Origin of the sequence: Aliiglaciecola sp. M165, assembly GCF_007197995.1 — a bacterium.
GTDB lineage: Bacteria > Pseudomonadota > Gammaproteobacteria > Enterobacterales > Alteromonadaceae > Aliiglaciecola.
Genome location: NZ_VKKH01000008.1, coordinates 224,841 through 249,105, shown reverse-complemented (window position 1 = coordinate 249,105; position 24,265 = coordinate 224,841). Strand labels below are relative to the sequence as shown.

The window sequence follows — 24,265 nt, the reverse complement described above, 5'->3', positions numbered from 1 at the left end:
TCCAACTGCTTATAACAATGTCTTGGCGTGCTCGTAATCTTTTGCAATATGAACAATCCACTTTTCATTACGAATCGCAGCGCTTAAGGCTTCGATTCGTTCAAGTGCTTCCTCATCAAAAGGGATCACAATCCCTGTAAGAGATTCAGTGAAATTAGATTCGACGTTTGACAACACAGCAATTTCACGTATTTCACGCATGTCGATGTCCACGGATTTTGCAAAAGAAAAATCGTGGACGACTTTGCGCTTCTCTCGAAAAGGTTTTATGAAGGCTTCATCGGCAGTGATTTGTACGATATCTAGCGCGTCGACAGCGTGATGAAACTTAACATAAACGTGATCATCTTCTTCAAACACTTTATAGGGCATAAAATTCGTTTTAGGTAATGTGCCTAAGGCTTATCATTCCAAACATTTAGTCTTCATGCAACATATGATGCAAAGCCGATTAGCTCGCCCAACGTGCTAAGACTGGGCGAGGAATTGAAAAACAAAGCGCACCTAGGTGTTAACCGACTGCTTTCTTAGCCATATGACCTGAAGTGCAAATCCGATTACATAAGTGATTAGGAAAGCCAGATAGAAGCTTTTCAGTAACGGGTCTTCTATGTTTTTTACTACGGGATCGTCAACCGGCAAACGCATCAATCCATCAGTAATCGCTGGGATCATGTGAAACAACAAGGTTGCGGAATAGCACATGGCCTGGGCGTATGCTGACAATCCTTTGAGAAGTTGGGTTCGCTCTGCAACTGTCCCTACAAACAATGCAAGCAGTGTTAAAATTGCCAATGCGTGGGCTGCGTTAAAGCCACCTTGCCTGAAAATAGCCAATGCAGAAGCGGCAGCAATTAATGTACAGACTAAATATACTTTACCCGCCAGATCATCCCAACGAATCACTTTGTTAACAACCAAGGTGTATATTCCACTTAATACGGCAATAATGCCAGCTGCGGTATGAAACCATCCAAAGGGTGATATTTCAGGCATGTGAACTCCAGTTTTTGTTGTTATTCTTTAGGCATCAGTAAAATACCAACCAACGCTAAAACGTTTTATGTTATCTAATGGTTTGCTAGAAACCAAAACGAAAATTTATCAATCTTATCCTAAGTATTTCAAATAGCAGTAGAGCCGCCATCAACAGGCAAAGAAGCCCCAGTCGTAAAGCCAGCCGCATCGGAACATAAATATAGTACGGCGGCAGCGACTTCTTCAGGTCTACCAATCCGGCCCACGGGGTGCATTTTACTGATAGCGAGCTCCTTATTTGGATCACCCTCTAATGCTCTTCGATACATATCTGTGTCGATAACTGCCGGACACACAGCATTCACTCTAATGCCTTTTTTAGCATATTCAATTGCAGCGGATTTAGTCAGACCAACGACTGCGTGTTTACTAGCACTATAAATACTCATAGTTGGCGCAGCCCCTAATCCGGCGATTGAAGCCGTGTTAACAATTGCACCGCCACCAGACGCTAACATCATTTTTATCTCTTGTTGCATACATAGCCACACGCCTTTGACATTTACATTCATGATGTTGTCAAACACGTCCTCAGTTCCATCTGCAAGTTTACTTGATTCGATATCAATGCCCGCGTTGTTAAACGCGATATGCAAACAACCATGTTTGTCTTTTATTGTCTGAAATAGCTCACCAACCGATTTAGCATCTGCCACGTCACATTGAATAAACTCAACGCTTGCACCTTCGTCATTAAGTTCCTGTGCCAAACGTTTCCCTTCGGGGTTAATATCTGACAGGACTAAATGTGCTCCTTGCTCGGCGAATGCACGAGCCACTGCGGCACCGATCCCGGCGGCAGCCCCGGTTACCAGGGTGATTTTTTTATCAAATTGAGAATGATTGGCCATGAACACTCTGAGTCTGTTAGTTTCAAATTGCCAGGCAGGTTAACAAAGACACGCGACACACAATACTTTCCATTGCCGATATTTTATTATCACTTGTGTTAATAATGCGCCACAAACCAAGTGCCTAAGCCTAGTTCAGTACTACCACCCATTCACTCTTTGCCATACTTCACTTATCGTTTTATTGTCTTGGGTGACATAATACTGATTGTGCATCGCTGCCGTGGCACAAGCGTGATTAGGTAAAATGCGTAAAATAGTGCCAATGGTCGTATCTTTGAGCGGCTCTATTGGTGGAGAAGAGAACGCCAAAATGCCATGTTCTTGATTAGTGCTTTCTACCAGTAAATGCCTAATAGGCACTCCGGCAAGATCACAAGCCTGACCGTATTTATAATCTATCGATTGATTTTGTGTGCCCCTGTCTCTAGAAAGCGCCATCCAGCCTGCATCCACCAGAAGCCAATTTTTAAGCTCATGTCGACCAATTACAGAAGTAAGGACACTCAAAGCGATTTCGTCAGTTTCGCAAATCCCTAAGCCATGCATGACGAGATCTTGGAACATGAATACCCCAGCGCGTATTTCCGTAATGCCATTCAATTCCTCACAAAACATAGCGGTTGGTGTTGATCCAATACTGACTACATCACAGGTGAGCTGACTTTGATTTAAACGTTCGACGCACTTAAGTGCAGCTTGTTTTTCGAGCTCGGCTAAGTTTTTAATTTGCTCAATACTTTGACAATCGTAAGATCCACCAGCATGGGTCATGACACCTTTTAAACATACCCCTGGCCATTCATTCAGTGCGCGACCTATCTCAATTAGCTTAGGATCTTCCGGTACAATCCCTGCACGGTGGTCATCGCAATCGATTTCAATTAATGCTGGAATTTCCACATTATTGTCATGCCCACATTGCGATAAAAATGCCACCTGTTGGAGTGAATCCAGTACAACACTTATTTTTGCGCCTTTACGAATAAGCGCTAAAAGTCTAGGTAATTTACAAGGTGCAATACCGACAGCGTACATAAGGTCTTTAACACCATTGTCAAAGTAATACTCCGCTTCCTTTAGGGTAGACACCGTTATTTTTTGTCTATGCTTAGGTTCAAATAGGTTGATGACATCAATACTCTTTGCGGTCTTGCCGTGAGGTCGCATAGTGATACCGAGGGCATCCATACGGCATTGCATTGCATCAATATTTTTTTGTACCTGCTTCTTATTTAACACCAAACATGGTGTATCAAGATCTTTAATCAGCACGACGGCAATCTCCAGCTTATAGGATAACTCGGTAAAAGACAGTGAACGAATAGGTCAACCGTAAAGCAAACCTTTATATTGCGCAATCGAAGTTGTAGCGTATTTTCTTATGCCAAGGTAGTGTTACGTCGCTTTCAACAATTTCAAACATCATCTAAAGTTTAAAAGTACATTTGATAGATAAAACAATAAAAACTCAGCAATATTCCCACCACCAACTTGCTCAATTTTCTCCGCATAACACCCTTCAAATATTTCGAACAATTCATTCGAAATATTCCGATTTTCTATCGTTGCGCCATTATTTATTCTTGCGCCATATCCGAACCGACAAATAGTTTGCAAAGTTATGACACTAAAAAACACTTCTTATCAATATGGAAGAATTGCCAAATGGATGCACTGGAGCACAGCGGCGCTATTTTTATTGGCATATTGCACCGTTTATTTTCGCCAATGGTTCACCGAGCCAAATACATCTGTGAATATGACCGCACTGCATTTGCATCTTTCCATTGGTATATCGTTGGGCGTACTCGTGGTTTTGCGAGTTATTTGGCGCATATACAGCGTATCACCGAGCCAAGAGCCTGGAACCCGTTTAGAGCACCTCGCCGCCCACCTAGGCCACTATGCGTTGTATGCAATGATGATCGTCATGCCAATCACTGGCTATTTAGGGACCGGACTCAGTACAGATTTTTTCTTTATGTTCGACATTCCGCGATTTGCTGATACCGAGTTATTCAAAGTGGTAGTTGTTTCATGGATGGACATGAGTTTTGAGGAATTCGAGAAACCGATCGATTATCTCCACAAAGACCTGCTAGGCGCATGGATAGTGTGGATGTTAATTGCTGGTCATATTGCCGCCGCGTTGTATCATCATTTTATTAAAAAAGATCGAACACTACAAAAAATGACGCGCTAAACATAGCGCTAATCTGTATCAATAAGGTTAACAATGCCCACATTGATCCCTTGATTTTCAAACACCAAACTCTCTCCTTCTTTCAGGGGTAGTGTGCGCGAAATATCTATGGCCTCTCCTGTTGACAGGCGCGCTCGCAATCTTACTGTAAAGGTATGAGTGCCACTGCGTTCTTTGACCACGTATCCCGTACTTTTCGCTTCACCGGTAATATCAACAGGTTGTCGAGAACGAGATAAAATACCAGAAGGGACACTTTGCTTTGGTAAGTTTTTGTCGTGTAACTGTGTGTAAAACACATCGTAAAGTTGCGGAGACTGCTTTTTGCATAACACAACGGCAAAAAGCTGTTGATCAACATTGAACAGTGCAGATGCAGACAAATTAGTTTGGATTTGGCTTGAAATCAACTCTTTGCAGGTCTTAGAAAAAGCAGGCCACACAAACAGAAATATCAAAACAACCAAGGTGACTTTTTTCATATCCTGTCCACTGGCGCTGTTAAAATTTGAGCATACATAATCTTCACGCGCTTTAAATCTTTTTTGTCAGTTATTATTGAAGTAATTTAAGCAATAGACCGAAAACCAACAGACCTCCACCTGATTTTTTGCGAACTGGGTAAATAAAGCTCTCCAAAGCGCATTTTGAAAACTAACTTATTGTCTGTTAGCTATTAATTTATAACGTTTATTTTGTCTACAGTGCTTGTAATCTGAGATAAATAGACTATTTTCAAGAAAACCGAAAAAAGGTTGGCTGGTAAGCAATTCTGGCAGTGTCTTTATTTCAAAAGATTAGAAAATATCATCCTTCTCACGCGTTTGGATCAGTGATGCTGACTTTCGCAGGCAACATCCAGTTATGTTAATAGACATCTTTAGATTTGGAGCAACCTATGGCGCGGAACCACGCCTTGTTAATTGGCATCGATAAATATCCTAAACTTGATCCAAGATACGGCTTGTCTGGCTGTGTCAGCGATGCCCGATTAATTCATTCAATATTAACATCACATTTTGGTTTTCAAGCCAACGAAATTCGTGAGCTTTACGATGATGATGCAAACCAAACTGCAATTTTTCAGGCAATGCAAAAGCTGGTTGATGAGGCGCAATCCGGAGATTGCGTAGTTTTTCATTTCGCCGGACACGGTTCTCAACGTACCTGTTTAGATGACAGTGAAGGCAGCGGAATGGACAGTACCATCATGCCAAGTGATAGTGGTCGAGGTGCTCACCCTAATTTGGATATTTCTGATGATGAAATCGGTGAATGGTTAGAAAAATTATCAACTAAAACCGACAACATTACGTTGATTTTTGATTGCTGCCATTCAGGGACAATTACTCGAGACCCTTGGGCGGCGACTGCACGAGGAGCACCTGCAGATACACGAACTGCACAGGAAATGGGTTTGAGCCAAAAGCAAAAACACAGTGCAACACGGGATCTTGAGGGCGGCAGTTTCTTACCCAGAAGTGATGCTTATGTTGTGATATCAGGATGTCGGGATGATGAACTTTCTAACGAATATTCACTGCAAAAAGACGGCACACAATTGCGTCATGGCGCACTCACCTATTGGTTAAGTCAAACGTTGATAGCCGCCAAACCTGACAGCACGTATCAAGACATTTTTGAAAGCGCGAGCCAACAAATCACCGCATTGTTTCCTTCTCAGCACCCACAAATTGAGGGGCGAAGAGATAGGGTTTTATTCGGAACTAATCGGGTGTCCCCGTTAAAATATTTCAACTTGAAAAGTGTGCAAGGCAACACTGTAACGATTAACGGTGGCGCTGCACATGGAGTGGTTAATGGCAGTGAATGGGCAGTTTATCCTCCTGGCACCAACAATACAGAGCAATCAACACCATTAACCAAATTAACCGTTATGTCTGTCGACGCACTGACCGCAGAAGCAACGGTAGAATCCACCGCTAAAACATTGACAAAAGACTGCCGTTGCATCTTGCTTAGCTCGCCGGTGGCTATCCCAACCTTATCCATTGACATAAGTGAAGTGCCAGAAAAAATCGCCTCTACGCTGCAAAATATGATTGACACGTCGGGGTTGTTGGATGTCTCGACTTCTCCGGCAACAGCCGACTTACGTATTCAAAGCAAAGATTCACAGTGGACAGCGCTGAGCAAAGATGAACGCCCTGTTTTGCCCTTGCAGGACCTACAGCAGGAAGATGACTTTTCTCGTTTTATCAGCAATTTGGAAACTCGATCACGTGCTCAAAATGTGTTGAAACTGGCTAATCCAGAAAGCCAGCTCAATGTTGATTTCAATGTCTATCGTTCAACTGATGGGGCAAATTGGACCAAAGTAGATGAAAACACCGTTTTTGTACATGGCGACCGCGTTGCTTTTGAATTAATCAACAACGAAGACCGAGACCTATTTTTAAGCGTGCTAGATATCGGCTTGAGCGGTCGTGTTGCACTATTCTATCCGCCTGGCCACAACAGCGAGAAGATAACAAGCGGGCAAACCCTAAAGGTCGGTTTTAATCAAATCAAAATTCAATTAGGTGTACCTGCAGATTTTGAACAGCCTATTGGTCGAGAAACCTTCAAAGCGATGATATCAACCGATGAAACTAGCTTTGCTTGGTTGCAGCAGTCAGGCACACGTTCACTAGGACCTAGTACATTGCTGCAAAAAATGATGCAGCAGGCGATGGAAGGTTCTCACACACGCGACCCGATAATCAGTTGGGCTGAACCCGGCGAAGATTGGCAAGGTATAAGCAGAAGTTTCGAATTACAAAAGACCAAGGAGTTATCTAATGGGCCGTAGTATTGTCAATACCCCAATCGCCGGTAATAGCTCGACACGCGGTGGGCCAGGAATGGATGGAGCTAACGAACCGGATGGTTACGGTGATCGACTTCTCAAACTGATCCCTGCTGAAGTCATTGCGCTGTTTATGGCAATGGATGGGGTAATTACCGATAATGGGGATAACTCTGTCGCACTTAGCTTAATCATCCTCGGAGTTGGCGTATTCGCAACCTGGTTCTATTTGAAACTTTTTCAAAAAGTCGATAACACCACACAAATCATTATCAGTATGTTGGCGTTTGCAGTGTGGGCGATAAATATTGGACACGGCTTTCAACAAGCGGAGTTAATTAAGCCGAGTTACGCGGCATTAGCGCTGTTAATATTTACGTTTTTTGCCCCGAAAATTCCAATGGGTAAATCCAAAGAAAGCCTCCCTCCTCTTTAGCCAAGGAATAGAATGAGTGATTTATTGCAAGGCCACGCTCTCGTCATTGGTATAAATGAATACCGCGGCACTATTAGCTCACTGCAAAGTGCGGTAAAAGACGCTAGTGCAATCTCAGTTGCATTACAAGAGCATCACGATTATCAAGTCACTTGCCTGCTGGATGAACAAGCCAGTGCGGAGGCGATTTATGAGCACATTGAAAAACATCTACCCCAAACATTACATGAAGAAAGTGCGTTTTTACTCTATTTTGCCGGACACGGTGTTGCCAGAGGAGATGGCAGTGAAGGCCCTAAAGGGTTTCTGTTGCCTCAAGATGCAACGCCAGGAGAGCAAGAGTCCTGGGTATCCATGGAGCGCATTCGCAAAGCCCTGGAGGCATACAAAAATCGGCACATGTTGATTATTCTTGATTGCTGTTTTGCCGGGTCGTTTCGCTGGACTTCCACCCGTGATGTATTCATCGAAGAGCCACTTTACGAAAGTCAGTATCAACGTTTTTTGAGAGGCCAGGCTTGGCAAGTATTAACCTCTGCGTCACATGATGAAAAAGCAATGGACGTCGCGCCTGGTCGCGATAATACCCGCGACGCTGAGCATTTCGAAGGTCATTCACCCTTTGCAGCGGCACTTCTATCTGGGTTATCGGGTGAAGCGGATTCAGCCCAAGGTAGTCATCAACCTGATGGCGTAATTACCGCCACGGAATTATATCAATACGCCTTTAGCGAACTCGTACCGCCAGACGCCCGAAGCAATCAAACGCCTGGAATATGGCCCCTGCGACCAGACAATGAAGGCCAGTACATATTTCGCAATCCTAAACATCCCAAAAATACCATCCCTGATCCACCATTGGACGATTCAAATAATCCGTGGTTGGGTCTTAGTTCGTACAATGCCGAGAATGCAGCATTGTTGTTTGGTCGTGAAAAGGTTATTGATGACATTATTGAACAGCTACAAACTCCCGAAAGTCATGATTTTATCGCGGTTGTGGGGGCATCAGGCACTGGCAAGTCAAGTGTTGTTAAAGCAGGTGTTTTACCTAAACTTCAAAATGCCGGCTGGACAATAATCCGTTCAATTAGGTTGAGTGAAGTGCCTATGGTGTCATTAGATGCTGCGATGAAAGAAATCCATAGCAACGCAAAAGATGGCAATACGTTATTGTATATCGATCAATTTGAAGAGTTGTATACGCTTTGCACCGACGCCACATTGCAATCTGAGTACTTGGCTCGTTTGCGTCAATTAATCGAAGACAACAATCACTTTTATATCATGATCACGCTACGTTCTGATTTTGAGCCACGATTAGCCAGCAGTGAAAGCATGGGAGAGTTATGGCAAAACAATCGGTTTTTAGTACCCGCTTTTAGTAGTGAAGATTTTCGCCAGTGTATTGAAGGGCCAGCTCGAGTCCGGGCATTGTATTTTGAAGACGAAGCTTTAGTGGCGGAAATTATTGAAGAAGTTATGGCCATGCCCGGTGCCCTGCCCCTTTTATCTTTTGCCTTATCTGAAATGTATCGCAGCGCGCAGATACGCCGACGGGAATCCGGTGCAAATGATCGCGCTCTGCTTCGAGAAGACTATCAACGAATAGGCGGAGTTGTAGGCTCTTTACACGGTAGAGCCAGTGATTTATTCGACAAAGCGGACACATTGACACAGAGCACGATAAAACGAGTATTTTTACGAATGATGTCTCAGGATGGGGCGCGCCTTGCGAGGCGGCGTATACAACTGAAAGAACTGCAATACTCAGATCCCGAAGAACAAAAACGGGTTGATAAAGTGTTAGAAAATTATGTCAACGCCAGGCTATTGGTCGTTGACAATGACAGTATCGAACCCGCCCATGATACTTTGGTCATGGCCTGGACCAAATTGCTTGAGTGGCTAAGCGAATCGGGCCCTCAAGTGCTACTTCGCTCACTTTGGCGTTCCGCTTCAGATTGGCAAAACAGCAAACAACAAAAAGGCCTTACCTGGCACGACGATCCGAGGTTGGCCCAAGCACTTTCAAAAATCAATGAGAATGAACTTAATTCGTTGGAAAAAAGCTTTGTTCTAGCTAGCGAAAAGTTGAGAAAATCAGGGCGTAGACGCAAGTATATAATCTCTTTTGTTATTGTTTTAGTGTTAGCCATTGTTGGGTTGATTGCCTACGATAAATCTGTTCAAGCAGATATCAAAGAACAGGAAGCTAAACTTCAAACAGCAGAAAACGAGCTTCTTCAGAAAGAGGCTCAATTTCTTGAAGAGGAAGCAGCATTTCAAGCAGAAGAAGCAACTTTTCATGCTGACCAAGCCAGGCTGGCCCGTGAAACTCGCGATCAAGTTTATTTAGATATTCTGCAACGAGGCAATTTCTTTAGCTTATCTGACATGTTAGGCACAGAGTCACAAGGCGGTGTGGTGGCCACAGACGAGCAATGGCGCCCACTGGTTACTGTGCCAAATGAAGGAACCTTTGTCGCCGCCAGGGTGTATGGAGAAGGCCGTATTATGGCCTCAGGCCATGAAAACCTGTTGACCTATTTCGATGAAAATGGCGAATCAATATTTTTGGAACTGGCACTGTATTGGTTAATGGCAGACTTGGGGAATACCGTTTATTTCACTCATGGCCACTTGGAGACACTGCCCAGATACAATCCAAATGGCTACCAAACTATTCGTGACGTGCTATCTCGCTCTGAATACGATTTAAGCATAGAGAATTTACCTTTTGAAGAGGCTGTAGCTAACGCTGCAGTGGTTATTATTGCCAACGCCTGGACAGATTTTAGTGAAGACGAAAAAGCAGTTATTAAAGCGTATGTGGAAAATGGTGGCGGTTTATTAGTTGCTGGGTTGGGTTGGTCTTGGAAGACTTATGGCCCACATGACTTCAAAGATCAAAACGAAGCGATGCCTTTGTATCCCATGAATAAATTAATGGAAGATTTTGGATTAATATGGACGGACCAACCATTTTGGTCTCGTTAATATATTCAAAGGATTAATCGCAGACTAGCTATCTGCGATTTTCACGCGGATAGCGTGATTATCCAACATTGACAGGTTAAGCTTGTTAATTGCTGCCATGGCTTCTGCTTCGTTGGGCATCACAACGAAACCAAAGCCTTTGGATTTACCTGTCACGCTGTCGAGAACTAGGTCGCAACTTTCAACCTCACCAAATTTTAAAAATATATCCCGAAGGCTATCCTCGGTGGTCGTGCGGGCTAGTTTTCTGACTAATATGTTCACTGGCTTCCAAAAAATTTGTGAATTAAAAAAAGAGTATCTCAAGTAATCGCCTTAAGACCAAGGTAAATCACTCAACTCACTTTTGCTTTGCTCAGGATATTATAATTAACCCCAATTCTGGATAAGAAATGTCGGAATAGCTTTGTTTTTAAAGCTTTATTAATGACATAGAAGTTATCATCTTTTTGATATTGGTTTTTTATAGGTAAGTGCCGTGATTTATTCCCTTATCAAGGCGAGAATTATGTTGTCTAGTCGCTCTAAACGCATAATGAACAACGATGATAGGGGGATAAATAGCGGTGCTTACAGGCGTTGCCTATCCGGGATTGGGGTTAATTAGCTCTGACCTATAGACTTATACCCGAACTCATTCAGCAGCTCATCTATAATCCCTTGCTCTTGAGACGATAGTTTGCCGGCTCTGGGATATTTTACGCTATCACGGTCGTTCAACAAGCACTGCCACCCTGCCGTAGTGGTTATAAATCGGCGTGCCTCTGCTACTCCGTCATGATGGATTTCTTTATCTTGTTGATAGTGATTGAGGCAGCCTGACAAACAGGTATCCACATAGGACTGATGAATGGGAAATTCATCACTTGCTGGGTAGTTTTTCAGCGACTCGCATATCCACAATTTTGCTCTGGGATGCTCAACGTGATGCCATAGCTCGGAATTCCGACAACCATTTGGAAGCACTTGCTGATGTTCGACTTCAACAAAACGGTAATCTTGTTCCCTTTGCTGCAATGACGGGTTGATCGTAATTGGTACACAATGAGCATTAATTTCACTATTTTGGGAAGGCACCACACCTACATAGGTTTGATGCTCGTGAAATGCACGAGTAATCCAACCACGTTGAAAGCCTTTGACCCTGACACAAATAGCTGGATGAGGATTATCGCTAAATTGCAATCGACTATCAGCACTCAGTAACGAGCCATAGCCTAACAAAAAATTGTTTGCTTGCTTCCAGTTAGGATGTGAATTTTTGCTGTTCAATGTTCGTGCATACCTGAGTTAAATACTTAAAATTTGCAGGCGATAAGTTGTGAGTTAATGACGCCAAAACTTTCGTGTTAAAACTAAAATCAACCTTTAAGAAAAACAACTTAACACAATTTGTCTATACTAGTTAAATGTCCCCAACTACAGAGCTTGTCGCGCAGAATTAAAACGAATTTACTGCATCCTGAGTGCGTATTCCATGGGATTAAACACAGCTCAAGACTCGCATTTAGTTGTGCGCATTTCTCAAATTATTACAAGGGCTAATACTTGCTCAGTAGCACAACGAGTTTGGGTTAACTATACCGGCATACCAGGTGTCATCCGTTTATCTAAAAAGTTGCTCTAAATGACAGTAAATTTGCACACACGCAGAAATCGAGATCTCGAAAAACGGTCAAAAAATGGTACCTACGTATATACCGCAATTTGGGCCGTCATTGGCATAGGGACTAATTTTTATGAACAGGTGCCATTGCTTTTTTACAGTATTTTGTGCGCATTTCTATGTTTCGGGTTAGTTCGTTTTTTAACTTTTCTCTTTACTAGCAAATCAAATAGTGTCAACGCTAGGCTCTGGACTTGCCTAATATATTTCAACGCAATTATGCCTACGATGCTGCTAAGCTCCCTTTTATCTGTTTCACTGCTGCACCCATTGTTTGAACCACTCTTTTTGTTTTTATTACTGAGTGTATTTGGTGTGCTAAGTGGCGGAATCGTCAATTTTTCTCCTCGTCCAGATGTCTCTTTAGCCTATGTGTTAACAACAATTTTACCGCCTTTTTTTACACTATTGTTAATTGCTGATGGCCGTTTCATGGAAGCAATATTGTTAGTGTTATATGGCACATACATGCTGTTATTGAGTCGCGGGTTAAACCATGAATATACCTTATTGACGACTCAGCAAATTGAGTTGGAAAAGCTCAATCAACAGGATAGTCTAACAATGATCGCCAATCGACGCTCATTTGATCATATCCTAAAAGAAAACTGGGCCCTTCAATCCCGGACTAATGGAAAAATTAGTTTAATGCTAATTGATATTGACTACTTTAAGCGCATTAATGACCAGTATGGGCATTTAGCAGGCGACTTAGTCATTCAGCAGGTTGCTGAAACGATAAAGCGTGTGTGTCGGCGAGTCTCTGATGTGGTAGCGAGAATTGGAGGGGAAGAGTTTGCAGTGATTATATCTGCTACTAATCATGAAGAAATCGTTCATCTAGCTGAGCGACTTAGGGTATCAGTGAGCAACGAGCCCATTAAATATAAGCAGCAGAGTCTGAATGTCACCGTCAGCCTGGGCGTAGCTACCCTAAGCCCAAACAGCTCCAATACGGAAAGTGAGCTTTTTGAACTGGCTGACAAACGTTTATATTGCGCAAAAGAAAGTGGGCGCAATACAACGATTCACCAGGATTAAAGTAATTGAATGTCTTCAAGTGCGAAGCGAAAACCATTCAACTACACAATTTCCTCTCATGATTGGAGTATGGTGTTGTTTTAGGAGTTATTATCAAGGAAACAAGAATCACTTTAACGTACTGTAGTCAGAAGCTCATTTCACGGAAATTTTATGCCATGTTCAGATTGGAAAAAGAATTAACGAAACCCTTGTGTTTTTTTGCATATATCAGTTTGCTAATGATTGCATCAATACCGTCGCTAGTTAATGCAAAAGACATCGTCATAGTGAATGTGGGTGAATCGCCACAAGACAATAGAATCTTTTTCAAAAATGAGTTAGTTAAACTTGCCTTAGAAATCACCAAAGAAACGTATGGTGAATATGAAATAGTAGAAAATTCCCAAAGAATGAATATTTCCAGGGCATTTCGTGAGTTAGAGAAAGGTGAAAATCTGACTTTGACTTTCGCTCATACCCGTGAAGAATTCGAACAAAAGGCATTGGTAGTGCGAGTCCCTCTGCGCAGAGGCATTGATGCTTTTAGGCTACTGGTAGTAAAAAAGGGTCAAGAGAAGAATTTTTCAAATATCAAAAGTCTTGAAGAATTAAAACCATTCAAAGTTGGTCTAAGTCCGAATTGGTCGACCTACAAAATTATGCAAGAAAATGGTTTTGATATTGTAGATTCTCCTAACTACGCTACGATGCTAAAAATGCTTGAACGAGGTCGTTTTGATTTTGTGCCTCGTGCACTGAATGAAGTCTACGACGAGTTGAAGCGATATCAAGCTGTTAGTGATGGTTTAGTTGTCGTGCCTGATATAGCGCTTTACATTCCTTCTGTGAGCTTTATGTTCGTAAGTCCAAAAGAGCCTAGAATATTTCAACGTTTGAATTCAGGATTACATGCTATGAGCATTAATGGACAGCTGCAGGATTTGCTAGATAAGTATCACCGCGATTCGGTACTGAAGGCAAAAATCCAAAACCGTCATATCATCACGCTTGAACATTCTGAGTTCCCGGTATTTATACCTCATGAACCGCTACTCAAAGAATGTGATTGTGCTAAATAGATAGCCTTTGGCCACGGCAACACTGACCTGTCTTAAATGTGCTAGCTACATGTTTTCGCTATTCAGCGCTTTTATATCGGCAATTAAGTAATCCACTGACGCTGAATTCAAACCGTTGTATATGCCGCGAATATGCCTATTTTGATCAATAAGCAACAAGCTTTCAGTGTGCAGGAAATCATTGGTATTTTGAATATTCCCTAAATCTTCACTCGCAAAATACGCACTTTTTGCCAAGTCATAAATCTTTTTCTTGTCTCCAGTCAACAAGTACCATTTATCACCATCAATCTCATTCTGTTTTGCGTAAGTTTGCAACACCTCTATCGTATCGGTAGTGGGTCGAATCGAATGCTGGACGATTTTCACATTCGGGTCGTCAATAAATGCAGCTTGGACCTTTTTCAACTTTGACCGTACCGATGGGCAAATTCCTGGACAGGTTGAGAAAAAGAAACCGGCTACATAGATTTTGCCTTCAAACGTTTCTTGTGTGACTGTGTCGCCATTTTGATCAGTGAAACTAAACTCTGGAATTCGATGAAAATTGCTTAACTCCGGGCTATTTGGCGCCAGCCATATTGGAGAAAAGGCTTCATCATTGTAGTACGGCAAATCATTTGACGCACTTGCCAGTGGAACCAATAAGAACAATGAAGCAGTAACCAGTCTAATCAGTATTGAACGGTAGATTTTCTGATTGTTTTTTGTAGTAGCCCACGGAGATAACTTCATCCTCCAAGCCAACGCAATTGTTTGCTTTCCTAAGTCCATAAATACGCCCATTTTTATATTCAAAGTTACTAAATAGTTTACCATTTTCACGCCACGCTTTTTGCAGACCACTAGGCTGCCCATTAACGAAATTAAACTGTTTAAACTTGTTGCCATTTCGATACCAGCTCCAGCCAGTTCCCTCTGCCTTGCCCTTCACATAAAACGTCTCTGACCTAGGGTTTCCGTTAAACCACCAGCTCCGAACAAAGCCTTCTCGTGTACCAGCCACATGATAAGATTCAAACGCTAGTACCCCATCTGGAAACCACTTTCTCGAATACCCTTCTCGCCTGCCACGGTCGAATTGTTCTGTAGATTTCAAATTCCCATTTGGGTAATACGCCCACACTTCGCCTGTAAACAACTGACCTTTGTATATGCGTTCGCCACGATTATTGGTGTCTATTTGTGTCGTATCGACAATTTTTTCAAAGCTAAACGCAGGCACCAAAGCCATCAAACAGGAGGTCAATATTGCGCTCATGAGAATGAGGTTAACGCCGCGTTTGCTTAACTCTTTGAAGACCAAACCCTAATTAACTCCATTTGGCATACCTTGGAAATTTCCTGGAAAAATTAAATAGTTCTCCCCATTTAAGTACTGCTCGTTGGATATATGGTAATGATACTCTGCGTCTTCTTCTCCAGAATTGGTATACAGCGTTACAGTTGAATGACCGTTTGATGCGTCAAGGTCGGTAGGATAATCGCCGACAGCATAACATCTGCGCCCAAAAACAAAGAAGCCGTCAGACATGATCCCGACCAACTTGTCATCGTCATAAGAAATCGCTTTGGGTTCCATGTGATAGTGGTAAGTTTGCGGCCCTGTATGTGCTCCATTGCGATCAAAACCTTGAAGAACGCCAAGCGACACATCACCATTTCCTTCGGAATCATTGAATATTGGTGTGCCGCTGATAGCAATACCAATGGGCCCTAACGGGGTTGCTGATGGCGAACTTGCCAATTGTGGCTCTACCGGAACGGTTAATTCAAACACATTGACATAGTCCTCGATGTCTCCCGGGGATCGTTGTTGGTTAAACAAGTCTGCATCTTCTGGTTCTACATACAGGCCACTTGCATTACCAGAGTCCCAATAAGATGATGTGTGATCGGGTTTGCCATCTGATTCCAAAGTAACTGAACAACCATCCTCAGATAAAACTGCGGTAACGTTTGGTGCCGCTACAAACTCCAAAAACGCACTTGAAAGTTGGCTTGCAGGATTATTGCAATTGCTCGTACCGGAACCGCCATTGTCAACCTCTGCTACCTCACCCGATTCCGAAGAACTTCCGTTACAGGCGGCCAAGAAAAATACAGCGGTAAGTGCTGCAGTTTTTAGCAATAAAATTTGATTCTTCATCTTGATGGACCTTCTAGACTAAAAATGTATTCTGACTTCTTTTTTGCAGTATAAGCGTTTGATGGAACTCAAATGTGCAAACAATAAGGAACATGTATAGATGCGTTGGTATTGAGAATATAAATTTATTGCGAAAGGTAATTAGAAGAGTGATTTTGTAACGAAAATAAAAATGAAGTGAATTCAGACTACTGAAAATTGATGCCGCATTAATGCTGCTAAATAAGGAAATTTGCACGATTTGAACACCCCGAGCCCAAACACAACAAACATAGCGGTTTCGTGATAAACAGATACAAAAAAGCCCCAGCAAATGCTGAGGCTTTTAATGTGGTTGCGGGAGCAGGATTTGAACCTACGACCTTCGGGTTATGAGCCCGACGAGCTACCAGACTGCTCCATCCCGCGTCTGAAATCGGTATTGATTGGGTGGCGTGTTCTGCTGCTGCCCTCTCAAGTGGTGCGTATTATACATAGCAAAGTTGTCGGCGCAAGGCGCTTTCGTAAAAAAATGCAATAAAACTGTAATAGTGCTGACTAAACGGTCAACAAGTGTACAATCCTTCGACTTTAGACACTTTTTGATGCGACGTTCGAGTATCTCTAGCTAAACAAATCCATTTTGTTTGCAAGTTTAAAATCTAAATCACTCAGACCATCTACATCGTGAGTCGTCAGTTCAACTTCAACTCGGTTGTAAACATTAAACCACTCTGGGTGATGGTTGAGTTTCTCCGCCCAGATCGCAATTTGCGACATCCAGCCAAAGGCGCGAATAAAGCTTTTAAACTTAAAGGTTTTGACCAGTTTATTGCCAGTTAGTTGCCATTTTTGAGCGTCTTCCTTGCCTTCATTGAGTTCAAGAAGCGCATCCATGATCTGTTGTTCTGAATATTTTTCTGCCACGGGAATTTTCCTTAAGGTGAGTATGTTCTTAGTGTCGATAAAAACATGCGCAAAGAAAAGCAAAGAAGTTAAATAGCTAGTTTGATTGCTGGCAGTCCTTCTTTACAAAAAAATCCCCGGACCAGCCGGGGATTGTGGTACTAACGATAAGAATTAATTAAAACTCAATCGCGAGCCTAGCATAGATTTGACGACCTCTTGGGTCATGTACTTTGGAGTCAAACCCACTATTAGTGAATACTTGAGGTGGATCTTCATCCGTCAAGTTGGTTCCACCCAATGTCAATACGTATGCCGAGTCAGTTTCAAAGATCGCACCTAAGTCGATATTGTATTGCGCATCTACAGTCACATGGCTATCGACTTCTTTAAAGCCCAATGTACAAGCCGCTGAGAAAGTCGAGCCGTCAGCACAGTTCTGATCATCATCGTAACTATCAATATATCTCACGAACAAATTGGCAGAATGATGTTCAGATTTCCAATTGAGGCCAAGGTTGAAGCGCATTTCAGGTGTGGAAACACCGATATTATTAAAGTTACGCGAACCGGCACCGTCAATTGCCCCTGCTTGTGGGTCAACCAAATCATAATCGAGGATATAGGTAGCGCTAATGCTAGGCGTAAATGTTCCAGCTTCCGTATCAATTTTGTAGCTGCTAACTAGATCTAATCCTGATGTCTCCAGTGAGCTTGCGTTAACGTATGTCACGTTGACTTGCAACAAAGGACCATTCAACGGATCACCGGCACGAACGACACGTTCAGGGTTTTGTGGATCCGCGTTTAGGATTGCCTGGAAGCTTTCTTGAATGATCAAATCTTCAAATTCGAAATTCCAATAATCTACTTCAACGGACCAATCATCCACTGGCTCCAAGGAAAACCCGAGGTTATAAGCGGTGGATTCTTCAGGCACTAAGTCTTCATTTCCAGATGCTCTTGCCGCTGCAAAGGCTGCAGAACCCGTCAAAGGATCAACCATTTGATTCAAACTAGTTGCCCCACCGTCTCGTTGGAAAATAGAAGGGGCGCGGAATGAAGTAGAGATAGATGCTCTTATCGAGAAGTCCTCAGTCGCTCTGTAAGACAAGGCCAATTTTGGATCAACTGTATCGCCAGTTGTACCGCCGTAATCTTCATAGCGCAGAGCTATTTGAATATCCAAGTTATCAGACACTGGCATCGCCAATTCAGCAAATAGCGCATATACGTCTTGCTCTCCGTAGATATCAGGGTTGCCGATAACGAAAGCGAATCTATCTTGGTTCGCCAGCGCGTCGTAATCTTGGGTCAAATCTTGATAACGGTACTGAGCGCCAAATGCCAACCCAGCGGCGCCACCGTCCATTTCAAAGACTTCTGTGGACATAAAGGCTTCGACCACTTCAAGGTTTGATACTGAGTCTATCTCTTCACGTGCAGTGAATGAGTCTATGACACTTTGGCTATTAGGTAATGTTGTAAATGAAGTAGCAAACGGGTTGAAGTATTCACAAGCTCCTTCCCCTGGTGTGCCTGTTACCGGATCACAACCTACGCCGCCCAATCCACGCAATGCATTTTGAAATTCTTGCGCAAGCGTATCATTAACGGTAAACAAGAAATCGTTTCGTGCAGCTGTATAACTCACTTCCCAGAAACCATCGTCGAGCTCACCTGTTAACATGGTCATGAATCGCATTGTATCGGATTCGGTGTTAGCGGGATCACCTTCGCCGCCATTACCAATTGCCCGGCCAAAGAAAGATACGTCCTGGCCAAATACATTGCTTGGATGGCTAGCAGGTACGGTTGGGAAAGTTAGAATTGGGAAAGTCGGTGAACCGCCCCGCTCTGCTCGGTTTCTTGCATAGCTTACTTCAGTTATCCATTGGATATCGTCTGTCAATTCACGAGTGCCTTTAAAGTACGCATTAACTCGCGATTCATCGGGGACAAAGGAATAGGTGTTACCAAAATCAAATCCACAAAATCCAATCTCAAGCCCAGGTACCGTACCTGATGGTGCGAGGAGTGTTGGGAATCCTCCAAACTCTGCACATCCAGTTGGATCAATAAAAGGTGTGGCACCTATAAAGAATGATCCAGGGTTACCTAACGAACTTGTGTCATCTTGAGGACGGCTAAGCCTGCGATCTGACGTAAACATTGGGCTTCGATTGGTATAACTAATCGCAGCCATTACACTACCGTCATCACCAGAAGCACCCCATAACCCTTGCACGACATATTCTTTGTTGTCGCCATGGGCGCCATCTTGGTAATCCAAAGAAACCTGGGCACCGTCATAGTTTTGTTTAGTAATAAAGTTTACGACGCCTGCAACCGCATCAGAACCGTATAATGCAGAAGCACCGTCTTTAACCACTTCCATTCGACCAATTGCGATCATGGGAACTAAAGAACTTGTATCGACAAAGTTAACCCCGCCATTATTAGGTTGAGCGTTGACGACTTGCCTTTTATTGTTGAGTAGCACGAGTGTTGATGCCACCCCCAAACCACGTAAGTTAATATTGGATGTACCCGCAGTGGCATTTTGCGTAAAGGCATCCGGGGAGTTTTCCGCTCCTGTATTAATTGTGAGTGTTTGAGTGATATCGCCAATATTTTTTGCACCGATCGCATCGATTGCAACGCTGTCGACAACAGCCAAAGGCGAGGGTGACTCGAAATTTTCAGAACGACGTACAAAACTCCCTGTCACCATGATCAGTTCTACGTCGCTATTATCAGTTTGTTGTTCTTGGGCGAGGGCGAAATTTGGTACTGCAAGAAATTGCGCTGAGACGATTGCCGCAATCGCACTCACTCTTGTCTTAATCTTCATTGTGTTTCCCCTGTTCAATTGGCAAACGTCCTATTTGTGGATTACCTTCCCAAAAAGTGACATAGGCTTTTGATACATTTTAGTTTTTTAGTATGGGTCAAGCTCACGCAAGACCACGACTCAAATGGTAGGAGGAGAACTCACAGATGTAAATATAATGTTATTTATATGTGAACATTTATTTTTAAGATGGACCAACCAGTCTTAAGGTAGGCACTAAGACACCAACAGCATAAGAAACTTACCGACCATGGCTGGTTTTTCTCGGCCATCGATCTCAACTTGGCAGTTAAAACGATATAAAACGCCTGATTGTTTTTGTTCTTTAGCTTCCAGCGCCACATGATAACGAATACGGTCATTCACTCTGACAGGCTCTAAAAACCTAAGGGTATCCATGCCGTAATTTAGTAGTGTCTGTTTTGTTGAATCCAGTGAAATAAGCTCATAAAACACTTTTGGCATCAATGAAGTAGACAATAACCCGTGGGCAATGGGCATTTTGAAGGGACTTTGTGTTGCACAGCGGGCTTCATCAACATGGATCCATTGATGATCCCCGGTTGCATCAGCGAAAGCATTAATCATAGGCTGGTCGATTTTTACCCATTGGGTAACGCCCAGCGAATCACCTTCATTTAACTCAGTCAATGTTTTAGCCATGATGCCCTCTTTTACATACACATTTTTTAACATTTTTTTAAATCTTAGCAACCCAAGTACTATTAACGAAATGAATGTTATGTATAATAATCTATCATGATATTTAATGGTAAAATATGAAGTTTGAGCTTCAACACTTATAGAGAACTTTATGAATCTAAACCGAATTGACTTAAATTTGTTTGCAGTTTTCGATGCGATTTATACAGCGGGAAGTTTAACCAAAGCGGCAGATGTGCTTTGCATCACCCAACCAGCTGTAAGCAATTCACTTGCAAGGCTTCGAGAAATGCTCAATGACCCACTGTTTGTTCGCACGGGACATAGCATGACCCCAACGCCAGTCGCACAAAATATTATTGGGCCGGCACGAGACGCTTTGTCTTTATTGCGCAAAAGTGTACAAGACAGTCACACCTTTGAACCCACGACTGCCGAAAAAAGTTTTCATTTTGCGACCCGGGATTTATTAGAGGCCAGTGTAATGCCACGTTTGTTGGCAAATCTGCAATCTCGCTCTCCTAGAATCACCGTGACAAATTACGAAATTGCTCGCAATTCTGTTGTTTCTGCAATGGCCAGCGGCAGTTTAGACTTTTATGCTGATGCATCGACATTTACCGACCCTCATCTTTGTAAACAAAAAATCGCTGAGGACCGCTTTGTAGTTATGGCCCGTAAAAACCATCCTGATTTAAAGCAAGGAATCGATTTGGAAACGTTTTTGCGATTGGGGCAAATCAATGTTTCACATAGAAGAAGTGGCGCAGGCCCTATAGATATCGCCTTGGACAAAATAGGTAAAAGAAGAAAAATTGTAATGCGCGGGCAACACTTCTTGACCGTACCAAGTACCATTGTTAAAACAGATTTGATAGCGTGCATACCCTATCATTTAGCCAAGCATTACGACCTCTCTATCTACGAAATGCCTTTTAATGTGCCGTCAGTGGAGTATTTCCTGTATTGGCACGTAAGTGCTGATCACGACCATGCACACATTTGGATGCGCGACCAAATTTTTGAGGTGTGCAAGTCATTCAATCCTCACTGATTTGCTCAATCCTGGAGTCAACTATAGGGTTGTCTCCAGCATTTTTGTGCAAATTTCAAACGTTTCCTCTCATTCTGTACTGTACAACAGAAATATTCAACCCTCTGTTTTATATAAGTTAAATCAACTGAAAAGCCAGAAAACAACCTTTATAGTTATAACTTAACATACCTAAGTATCACCCCTCAGATTTTAAAGTTTTTCTACATCGGCTTTAATGAGTCTCGTTGAAACATTAACCACTAACTAAAACTACTCGAGGAATTTAACCATGTTGAAAATTGTTAAAACTTCTATCGCCATCGCCGCTACTTCTTTATTACTTGCCGGTCCTGCTCATGCAGACATCAATAGTGCACTACAAAACATCTGTACCATCGTTAAGACAGATGACAAAGGCGAGCTGCGTAAAAAAATGAAGAAGGTCCAGTCTGACTTTAGATTGAAATTGAAAGATTATTACTCTGGTGTGACATGCGGCGGCAACAGCTTGATCCGCACTGCCATGCTAAATAACGCCGTTGAAACTGGCACACTACTTGTTAAAAAAATGCCTAAAGGTGACCTTAAGTCTCCTGAGCAAGACGGTAAAACGCTTCAAGCGTGGATTGCTGAAAACGGCTTAGACAGCAACCCTATCACTGCTGTAATTAACGACCGTATCTAAGTAGAACGATCTCAGGAACCAATACGCGAACACCAGTTCAACATGGTAAGTAGACAGGCGCTGTCTACGTCCTCGGGAAACAGCCTCTTTTGAGGCTGTTTTTCGTTATGCTGGTTAAAACCTCTTCTTAAATGTCCATTTAAACGTCCGTTATAAAAATGTTATAAAATCGTTATAAATTTCGATAAGCATCTGTTTTTAATGAATTAATCATCAAATAAACATCACTACACCACAGAATTTTGACTCATTTATTCGTTCTAGCCGTTCCGGCATTTTTAACCTTTGTATCGCTATATTATGCTTATTTTGGCGACACAAAATACTCTGCGATCAATTAATATAAAGCACGGTTATTTGTTCCTACCCTTTAACGTTTAAACAAGGATATAAATATGAATTTCTCGACACCAGTGTTCAGAGTGCCAAAAGCACTTTTTAGGACGATACTTCTAATGCTATTTGTCTTTTCGAGCGCGTCTCAAGCTGCCATTATCCGGGTCACGGTAGAAAATAATGCTTCCGTCGGCGGACTCAGTTTTACGCCACTATATTCAGCATTTCACAGTGCAGCTTTTGACGCATTTGATGTGGGTGGAACGGCTTCAGCCGGACTTGAACAGCTCGCTGAACTTGGTGGCGCTTCAACCTTGGCAAGTGAAAGGTTAATGGTCGATCCAGGTTCCGTTGGAGGTGTAGTATTTCCAACAGGTGGCATGCGTCCTTTATTCCCTGGTGAATCAGGCTACAGAGAATTCAACATCACTGATACTGTAAGTAACCAATACTTTACATTTCTGTCTATGATCCTACCCTCAAATGACACCTTTTTTGGCAGGGACAATGCCCTACAGCTATTTGATGCCGCAGGTTACTTCTTGGGCAACCAAGTTATCAATGTTACGGGAGCAGATCTTTGGGATGCAGGCACTGAGGGTCTAGATACTACAGCCGCGCCCTTTATACCTGGTAACACCCCGACTGACAGTCCCGCTGACGCCCTAGGTGTTATTCGAGCCGCTGAATCTTTAGCTTCGTTTGCAGGGATTACACTAGCCAACGGTCAAGTGCTCGACGCCAATCTTATTGATTTCCTGTCAGATCCAGCAAGCTTCAACGTTGCCACAATCACCATTGAACAAATTCCAGAGCCAGCGATTGCTTCGTTATTTTTGGCGGGTGTTCTTGGCTTAGGTTTGGCCGCGAGACGACGTAAAGTCCATCTAAACTAAAATGCTTCAAAGCGATTTTTCGCTTATTATTGCGGAAAATCGCTTTTTCTACACGCCGACACATTTTAGCCTATATCATTGTAAATTAACTGCTTTTTGTTTCCACACCGCTAAATCAGTTACTATTAGTTATGATTTCGCATACCCAAGTATCAACCTTCAGATTTTAAACTTTCCCTCAATCCGCTTTAATGAATCTCGTAGAAACATTAACCATTAATTAAAACTTTTTGAGGAATTTAACCATGTTGAAAATTGTTAAAACTTCTATCGCCATCGCAGCTACTTCTTTATTACTTGCCGGTCCTGCTCAAGCAGACATCAACGGTGCACTACAAAACATCTGTACGATAGTTAAGACAGATGACAAAGGCGAGTTACGTAAGAAAATGAAAAAAGTACAATCTGACTACAGATTGAAACTTAAAGATTACTATTCAGGTGTGTCGTGTGGAGGCAACAGCCTTATCCGCACGGCTATGTTAAATAACGCAGTAGAAACTGGCACACTTTTAGTGAAGAAAATGCCTAAAGGTGACCTTAAGTCTCCTGAGCAAGACGGTAAAACGCTTCAAGCGTGGATATCTGAAAACGGCCTAGACGGTAACCCTATCACAGCTGTAATCAACGACCGTATCTAAGCGTTATTCAAA

The 24,265-nt window shown here is 42.6% G+C and carries 23 protein-coding genes and 1 tRNA gene; 10 read left to right on the top strand and 14 right to left on the bottom strand.

Features of this window, described 5'->3' with window-relative positions; genetic code table 11:
* Positions 1-9 precede the first annotated feature (9 nt).
* The 4 genes from FM019_RS17400 to FM019_RS17385 form a co-directional block, all read right to left on the bottom strand.
* Entirely contained in the window at positions 10-372 is a 363-nt protein-coding gene (locus FM019_RS17400) for a hypothetical protein (protein ID WP_143837236.1), read from the bottom strand.
* A 132-nt stretch (positions 373-504) separates the two neighbouring features.
* On the bottom strand, positions 505-996 hold the full coding sequence (locus FM019_RS17395; protein ID WP_143837235.1) for a hypothetical protein: 492 nt from the start codon (positions 994-996) through the stop codon (positions 505-507).
* Positions 997-1,124: 128 nt separating this feature from the next.
* Entirely contained in the window at positions 1,125-1,889 is a 765-nt protein-coding gene (locus tag FM019_RS17390; protein ID WP_143837234.1) for an SDR family oxidoreductase, read from the bottom strand.
* Positions 1,890-2,030: 141 nt separating this feature from the next.
* Complete coding sequence (locus FM019_RS17385) at positions 2,031-3,164, bottom strand: alanine racemase (RefSeq protein WP_221934394.1); 1,134 nt, start codon at positions 3,162-3,164, stop codon at positions 2,031-2,033.
* Positions 3,165-3,513: 349 nt separating this feature from the next.
* On the opposite strand from FM019_RS17385, the gene FM019_RS17380 reads away from it, so the two are divergent.
* Positions 3,514-4,095 carry a cytochrome b gene (locus tag FM019_RS17380; RefSeq protein ID WP_143837233.1) on the top strand — a complete coding sequence of 194 codons (582 nt, stop codon included), beginning with the start codon at positions 3,514-3,516 and terminating at the stop codon, positions 4,093-4,095.
* Positions 4,096-4,103: 8 nt separating this feature from the next.
* On the opposite strand, the gene FM019_RS17375 is transcribed toward FM019_RS17380, so the two are convergent.
* The gene (locus tag FM019_RS17375) at positions 4,104-4,577 is read right to left on the bottom strand and encodes a hypothetical protein (protein ID WP_143837232.1); all 474 of its coding nucleotides are present in this window, start codon (positions 4,575-4,577) and stop codon (positions 4,104-4,106) included.
* A 416-nt stretch (positions 4,578-4,993) separates the two neighbouring features.
* Between FM019_RS17375 and FM019_RS17370 the strand changes: the two genes are divergently transcribed.
* The 3 genes from FM019_RS17370 to FM019_RS17360 are packed head-to-tail and all read left to right on the top strand — an operon-like array spanning position 4,994 to position 10,340.
* The gene (locus FM019_RS17370; protein ID WP_143837231.1) at positions 4,994-6,907 is read left to right on the top strand and encodes a caspase family protein; all 1,914 of its coding nucleotides are present in this window, start codon (positions 4,994-4,996) and stop codon (positions 6,905-6,907) included.
* Positions 6,897-7,340, top strand: coding sequence for a hypothetical protein (locus FM019_RS17365; RefSeq protein WP_143837230.1), 444 nt, complete (start codon positions 6,897-6,899; stop codon positions 7,338-7,340). The genes FM019_RS17370 and FM019_RS17365 overlap by 11 nt, the downstream gene beginning before the upstream one ends.
* 12 nt (positions 7,341-7,352) lie before the next feature.
* Positions 7,353-10,340 carry a caspase family protein gene (locus FM019_RS17360; RefSeq protein ID WP_143837229.1) on the top strand — a complete coding sequence of 996 codons (2,988 nt, stop codon included), beginning with the start codon at positions 7,353-7,355 and terminating at the stop codon, positions 10,338-10,340.
* A 24-nt stretch (positions 10,341-10,364) separates the two neighbouring features.
* Here the strand turns inward: FM019_RS17360 and FM019_RS17355 are convergent, their stop codons facing one another.
* Complete coding sequence (locus FM019_RS17355) at positions 10,365-10,604, bottom strand: RNA recognition motif domain-containing protein (RefSeq protein WP_143837228.1); 240 nt, start codon at positions 10,602-10,604, stop codon at positions 10,365-10,367.
* Positions 10,605-10,943: 339 nt separating this feature from the next.
* Entirely contained in the window at positions 10,944-11,612 is a 669-nt protein-coding gene (locus tag FM019_RS17350; protein WP_143837227.1) for a gamma-glutamylcyclotransferase, read from the bottom strand.
* Between the two features lie 613 nt (positions 11,613-12,225).
* Between FM019_RS17350 and FM019_RS17345 the strand changes: the two genes are divergently transcribed.
* Both FM019_RS17345 and FM019_RS17340 read left to right on the top strand, forming a co-directional pair.
* Positions 12,226-13,047, top strand: a complete 822-nt coding sequence (locus FM019_RS17345; RefSeq protein WP_185969331.1) for a GGDEF domain-containing protein — start codon at positions 12,226-12,228, stop codon at positions 13,045-13,047.
* A gap of 167 nt (positions 13,048-13,214) precedes the next feature.
* Positions 13,215-14,108, top strand: coding sequence for a substrate-binding periplasmic protein (locus tag FM019_RS17340; RefSeq protein ID WP_185969330.1), 894 nt, complete (start codon positions 13,215-13,217; stop codon positions 14,106-14,108).
* A gap of 45 nt (positions 14,109-14,153) precedes the next feature.
* Here FM019_RS17340 and FM019_RS17335 read toward each other — a convergent pair whose 3' ends face one another.
* From FM019_RS17335 to FM019_RS17305, 7 genes are all read right to left on the bottom strand, one after another.
* On the bottom strand, positions 14,154-14,843 hold the full coding sequence (locus FM019_RS17335) for an SCO family protein (RefSeq protein ID WP_143837224.1): 690 nt from the start codon (positions 14,841-14,843) through the stop codon (positions 14,154-14,156).
* Complete coding sequence (locus tag FM019_RS17330) at positions 14,779-15,369, bottom strand: toxin-antitoxin system YwqK family antitoxin (protein WP_143837223.1); 591 nt, start codon at positions 15,367-15,369, stop codon at positions 14,779-14,781. The genes FM019_RS17335 and FM019_RS17330 overlap by 65 nt, the downstream gene beginning before the upstream one ends.
* Before the next feature lie 48 nt (positions 15,370-15,417).
* A complete protein-coding gene (locus tag FM019_RS17325; RefSeq protein WP_143837222.1) occupies positions 15,418-16,257 on the bottom strand; it encodes a YHYH protein in 840 nt (279 codons plus the stop codon).
* Between the two features lie 331 nt (positions 16,258-16,588).
* Positions 16,589-16,665, bottom strand: a tRNA-Met gene (locus FM019_RS17320).
* Between the two features lie 195 nt (positions 16,666-16,860).
* Positions 16,861-17,163: a 4a-hydroxytetrahydrobiopterin dehydratase gene (locus FM019_RS17315; RefSeq protein WP_143837221.1), complete on the bottom strand. Its 303-nt coding sequence runs from the start codon at positions 17,161-17,163 to the stop codon at positions 16,861-16,863.
* A gap of 157 nt (positions 17,164-17,320) precedes the next feature.
* On the bottom strand, positions 17,321-19,996 hold the full coding sequence (locus FM019_RS17310; RefSeq protein ID WP_143837220.1) for a TonB-dependent receptor plug domain-containing protein: 2,676 nt from the start codon (positions 19,994-19,996) through the stop codon (positions 17,321-17,323).
* Positions 19,997-20,212: 216 nt separating this feature from the next.
* Complete coding sequence (locus tag FM019_RS17305; RefSeq protein ID WP_143837219.1) at positions 20,213-20,659, bottom strand: MaoC family dehydratase; 447 nt, start codon at positions 20,657-20,659, stop codon at positions 20,213-20,215.
* A gap of 151 nt (positions 20,660-20,810) precedes the next feature.
* Here FM019_RS17305 and FM019_RS17300 point away from each other — a divergent pair, with 151 nt between their 5' ends.
* From FM019_RS17300 to FM019_RS17285, 4 genes are all read left to right on the top strand, one after another.
* Positions 20,811-21,713 carry a LysR family transcriptional regulator gene (locus FM019_RS17300; protein ID WP_143837218.1) on the top strand — a complete coding sequence of 301 codons (903 nt, stop codon included), beginning with the start codon at positions 20,811-20,813 and terminating at the stop codon, positions 21,711-21,713.
* Between the two features lie 271 nt (positions 21,714-21,984).
* The gene (locus FM019_RS17295; RefSeq protein WP_143837217.1) at positions 21,985-22,380 is read left to right on the top strand and encodes a DUF3718 domain-containing protein; all 396 of its coding nucleotides are present in this window, start codon (positions 21,985-21,987) and stop codon (positions 22,378-22,380) included.
* A 395-nt stretch (positions 22,381-22,775) separates the two neighbouring features.
* Positions 22,776-23,612, top strand: a complete 837-nt coding sequence (locus FM019_RS17290; protein WP_143837216.1) for a spondin domain-containing protein — start codon at positions 22,776-22,778, stop codon at positions 23,610-23,612.
* 245 nt (positions 23,613-23,857) lie between these two features.
* Positions 23,858-24,253: a DUF3718 domain-containing protein gene (locus tag FM019_RS17285; RefSeq protein WP_143837215.1), complete on the top strand. Its 396-nt coding sequence runs from the start codon at positions 23,858-23,860 to the stop codon at positions 24,251-24,253.
* The last annotated feature ends 12 nt before the right edge of the window (positions 24,254-24,265 follow it).

Bases quoted from the DNA above. Each gene is read 5' to 3' on its own strand.
- FM019_RS17400 (WP_143837236.1), bottom strand. From the start codon at position 372: ATGCCCTATAAAGTGTTTGAAGAAGATGATCACGTTTATGTTAAGTTT.
- FM019_RS17395 (WP_143837235.1), bottom strand. From the start codon at position 996: ATGCCTGAAATATCACCCTTTGGATGGTTTCATACCGCAGCTGGCATT.
- FM019_RS17390 (WP_143837234.1), bottom strand. From the start codon at position 1,889: ATGGCCAATCATTCTCAATTTGATAAAAAAATCACCCTGGTAACCGGG.
- FM019_RS17380 (WP_143837233.1), top strand. From the start codon at position 3,514: ATGACACTAAAAAACACTTCTTATCAATATGGAAGAATTGCCAAATGG.
- FM019_RS17375 (WP_143837232.1), bottom strand. From the start codon at position 4,577: ATGAAAAAAGTCACCTTGGTTGTTTTGATATTTCTGTTTGTGTGGCCT.
- FM019_RS17370 (WP_143837231.1), top strand. From the start codon at position 4,994: ATGGCGCGGAACCACGCCTTGTTAATTGGCATCGATAAATATCCTAAA.
- FM019_RS17365 (WP_143837230.1), top strand. From the start codon at position 6,897: ATGGGCCGTAGTATTGTCAATACCCCAATCGCCGGTAATAGCTCGACA.
- FM019_RS17360 (WP_143837229.1), top strand. From the start codon at position 7,353: ATGAGTGATTTATTGCAAGGCCACGCTCTCGTCATTGGTATAAATGAA.
- FM019_RS17345 (WP_185969331.1), top strand. From the start codon at position 12,226: ATGCCTACGATGCTGCTAAGCTCCCTTTTATCTGTTTCACTGCTGCAC.
- FM019_RS17335 (WP_143837224.1), bottom strand. From the start codon at position 14,843: ATGAAGTTATCTCCGTGGGCTACTACAAAAAACAATCAGAAAATCTAC.
- FM019_RS17330 (WP_143837223.1), bottom strand. From the start codon at position 15,369: ATGAGCGCAATATTGACCTCCTGTTTGATGGCTTTGGTGCCTGCGTTT.
- FM019_RS17325 (WP_143837222.1), bottom strand. From the start codon at position 16,257: ATGAAGAATCAAATTTTATTGCTAAAAACTGCAGCACTTACCGCTGTA.
- FM019_RS17310 (WP_143837220.1), bottom strand. From the start codon at position 19,996: ATGAAGATTAAGACAAGAGTGAGTGCGATTGCGGCAATCGTCTCAGCG.
- FM019_RS17305 (WP_143837219.1), bottom strand. From the start codon at position 20,659: ATGGCTAAAACATTGACTGAGTTAAATGAAGGTGATTCGCTGGGCGTT.
- FM019_RS17300 (WP_143837218.1), top strand. From the start codon at position 20,811: ATGAATCTAAACCGAATTGACTTAAATTTGTTTGCAGTTTTCGATGCG.
- FM019_RS17295 (WP_143837217.1), top strand. From the start codon at position 21,985: ATGTTGAAAATTGTTAAAACTTCTATCGCCATCGCCGCTACTTCTTTA.
- FM019_RS17290 (WP_143837216.1), top strand. From the start codon at position 22,776: ATGAATTTCTCGACACCAGTGTTCAGAGTGCCAAAAGCACTTTTTAGG.
- FM019_RS17285 (WP_143837215.1), top strand. From the start codon at position 23,858: ATGTTGAAAATTGTTAAAACTTCTATCGCCATCGCAGCTACTTCTTTA.